Source organism: Gammaproteobacteria bacterium (genome assembly GCA_022340215.1).
In the GTDB taxonomy this organism is placed as follows: Bacteria; Pseudomonadota; Gammaproteobacteria; order JAJDOJ01; family JAJDOJ01; genus JAJDOJ01.
Genome location: JAJDOJ010000156.1, coordinates 1 through 3229, shown reverse-complemented (window position 1 = coordinate 3229; position 3229 = coordinate 1). Strand labels below are relative to the sequence as shown.

The following is a 3229-nucleotide window of genomic DNA, read 5'->3' as shown; positions in this document are numbered from 1 at the left end:
TTGCGAGCTAAGGCGATTGCCGAAAATGGCATACCAGATCGCGCCGGGTGAACTGCGAAGCAGTGAACGGCTTGGGCAGGAAGCCCAAGACCGGTGCCCAAGCAAAGCAGGGACAGCGCCGCGCCGGGATCGTTCGTCATCCAGGCGCGACAACTGGCGCATAGTCGAACTATGCAACGGTTGTCGCAACACAGAGGACGGACGAAAAGACAAGCAGGGTGGTATGTCATTTGACAGAAATCGCCTGAGCGCATCCCTTCGAGTAGGTTTCGAACCGACGTTCGTGGGGCTGTCACGATTCGGTCAAAAATATACGATTGATAGAATATGCATTGCAGAGTATATTCGGCGAAATGGATATAGAACCCGCGACGCTCTTTCCCGCGCTTGCCCATGACACCCGTCTGCGTTGCCTGCTGCTTCTATTGGCGCAAGAGGAACTCTGCGTCTGCGAGCTCACTCATGCCATCGGCGCGGCTCAGCCGCACATGTCCCGCCACCTCGGTCAGTTACGCGAGGCAGGCCTGGTTACGGACCGGCGCGAGGGGCTCTGGATCCACTACCGGATCAATCCATCCCTGCCAGGCTGGGTCAGGCGGGTGCTCGAGGACACCGCCGGAGGCCTGTCGGGTCTGGTGCCCTACGAGAACGACCGCGCAGCCCTGGAGGGTATGCCGAACCGGCCCGGGGCGCCGCGCTGCGCGTGAGGACCGTGCAGAATCCGGTATCGAAAGCGCCCGCAATTTCCCAAACCGAACTTGTGCTCTGTCCAACCGATAATTACGGATTCAGCGCTCCCCTGGTGTTTCGCAGCAAGGCGCCGCGTGCAGGCAATGGCCATTCGATACGTTGATGGTGGATACGCAGGAACGGCTCGATGAGATCGGGCAGATCGATTCGCCGGGAGCCGATGGAGTGACCTGGAAATGAAGACTGCGATGTCAATCCTACTGCTCGTCGCAGCGGCGGGCAGCGCTCGCGCCTACACGCCGACTGCGACGCCGGTCGCCCAGGGTGTCTATGCGATCGTGGGTCCTACTGACGGCCGCACGGCCGAAAACCACGCCCTGAACAACAATCTCGGTTTTGTGGTTACACCTGACGGCGTGGTGCTCATCGACAGTGGTGCATCGACCGCTGGCGCGAGACTCATCGAGGCCGCAATCCGCTCGATTACGGATAAACCGATCCGTTGGGTAATCAATACCGGAAGCCAGGATCACCGGTGGCTGGGCAACGGGTATTTTCGTCAACAGGGGGCCGAGATCATCGCCCTGACGCGTACGGTCGCAACCCAGAAAAGGTTCGCCGATCAGCATCTGGACCGGCTTGAACCGATCCTGAAGGAGGAACTGGCCGGCACGTTGCCGACCTACGCGGAACCGCCCGCCGAAACCGACCGGCTGGAGCGGACGCTGGGCGGTGTGTCGGTGGTCCTGTTCTATCCGGGGGATGCCCATTTCCCCGGCGACGCGGTGGTCTGGTTGCCGGAGCAGGGGGTCCTGTTCAGCGGGGACCTGATCTACGTGGATCGAATGCTGGGTGTGCATCCCTGGAGCGACGTGCGCAGCTGGCGCGAGGCGTTCCACCGGGTGGAGACCCTGAAACCGAAGGTGATCGTACCCGGTCATGGCGGCGTGTGTGACCTTGCTAAGGCCGGACGCGAGACCGGCGACTATCTCGACTGGCTGATCGAGCAGGTCGATGCCTCGGTCGCAGACTGGGAAGAACTGGACGACGTGGTCAATCGCCTCGACGACGAACCCCGATTCGCGCACCTGAAGCACTTCGACGACTGGCATCGTACGAACATCAACCGCAGCTACCTGCAGATGGAGGGACAGTAACCCATGAGCGCCCGATGCGAGGTCACCGCCCGGCGTGCCGCCGGCGGCACCATGGGGTTCTTCGAACGCTATCTGACGCTATGGGTCGGGCTGTGCATCGCCGCGGGCATCGTGCTGGGTCACTGGCTGCCGGCATTGTTCCAGACTATCGGCCGCATGGAGGTCGCGCGGGTCAACCTGCCGGTCGCGTTGCTCATCTGGCTGATGATCATCCCCATGCTGCTGAAGGTCGACTTCGGTGCCATGCATCACCTGAAAGAGCACTGGAAGGGCGTCGGTGTCACCCTGTTCATCAACTGGGCAGTCAAGCCTTTTTCAATGGCCCTGCTGGGCTGGCTGTTCATCCGGGGGGTATTCGCGCCCTACCTGCCGGCGGGCCAGATCGACGCCTACATCGCGGGGCTGATACTGCTCGCCGCTGCGCCCTGTACGGCGATGGTGTTCGTGTGGAGCCGTCTGAGCGGTGGTGACGCCAACTTCACCCTGACCCAGGTGGCGCTCAACGACACCATCATGATCTTCGCCTTCGCGCCGATCGTGGGACTGTTGCTCGGGCTGTCGGCGATCACCGTACCCTGGGAAACACTGTTTCTATCCGTGGTGCTCTACATCGTCATCCCGGTCGCCTTCGCCCAGTGGTGGCGCCGGCGCATCCTCGGGAAAGGCGGCGAAGCGGCGTTGGAAAGTCTGCTGAACGCACTGCACCCGATCTCACTCGCCGCACTGCTGGCGACACTGGTGCTGTTGTTCGGGTTTCAGGGCGAGCAGATCCTGGCCCAGCCGCTCGTGATCGTCATGCTGGCCGTGCCGATCCTGATCCAGGTGTACTTCAACTCGGGCCTGGCCTACTGGCTCAACCGGCGGTTCGGCGTCGCGCACTGCGTGGCGGCCCCCTCGGCCCTGATCGGCGCGAGCAACTTCTTCGAACTGGCGGTGGCCACCGCCATCGTGCTGTTTGGATTCGATTCCGGCGCGGCCCTGGCGACGGTAGTCGGGGTGCTGGTGGAGGTTCCCGTCATGCTGTCCGTGGTGCGGATCGTGAATTCGACACGCGGGTGGTACGAGCGTGGGGCGAACATGGGGTCATCATAGACGGCACCGCATTCGTGATTCCGGCCGTCATCTCGCGACCGGGACGGCGGTCATTTAGAAGCCCGTGATGCGGGCGCAAATTACAGTCAGGGAGATGTCGTCATGTCAGTTCGCTTGGGGATCAACGGCTTCGGCCGTATGGGACGGTTGGGCCTACGGGCCGGTTGGGGCAGCGACGAACTGAAGGTGGTGCAGGTCAACGAGATCGCGACCGATGCCGCGGGCTCGGCGCACCTGCTCAAATTCGATTCGGTGCACGGCGCCTGGGACCGTGAGTGCGGTTCTGACGC

Annotated in this window: 4 protein-coding genes; all 4 read left to right on the top strand. The window is 62.5% G+C overall.

Annotated features, from left to right (window positions below):
- The first annotated feature begins 353 nt into the window (after window positions 1-353).
- Window positions 354-707 carry a metalloregulator ArsR/SmtB family transcription factor gene (locus tag LJE91_11135; GenBank protein MCG6869247.1) on the top strand — a complete coding sequence of 118 codons (354 nt, stop codon included), beginning with the start codon at window positions 354-356 and terminating at the stop codon, window positions 705-707.
- Between the two features lie 231 nt (window positions 708-938).
- Window positions 939-1847 (top strand): MBL fold metallo-hydrolase, encoded by a 909-nt coding sequence (locus tag LJE91_11130; GenBank protein MCG6869246.1) that lies wholly within the window; start codon window positions 939-941, stop codon window positions 1845-1847.
- Window positions 1848-1850: 3 nt separating this feature from the next.
- Complete coding sequence (arsB, locus tag LJE91_11125) at window positions 1851-2939, top strand: ACR3 family arsenite efflux transporter (GenBank protein ID MCG6869245.1); 1089 nt, start codon at window positions 1851-1853, stop codon at window positions 2937-2939.
- Between the two features lie 102 nt (window positions 2940-3041).
- Window positions 3042-3229: glyceraldehyde-3-phosphate dehydrogenase (locus LJE91_11120; GenBank protein MCG6869244.1), on the top strand; the 188-nt coding region annotated here is incomplete at its 3' end.

What these genes read in the sequence shown, in the direction of transcription:
- arsB (MCG6869245.1), top strand. Translation starts at nt 1,851, where the DNA reads ATGAGCGCCCGATGCGAGGTCACCGCCCGGCGTGCCGCCGGCGGCACC.
- LJE91_11135 (MCG6869247.1), top strand. Translation starts at nt 354, where the DNA reads ATGGATATAGAACCCGCGACGCTCTTTCCCGCGCTTGCCCATGACACC.
- LJE91_11130 (MCG6869246.1), top strand. Translation starts at nt 939, where the DNA reads ATGTCAATCCTACTGCTCGTCGCAGCGGCGGGCAGCGCTCGCGCCTAC.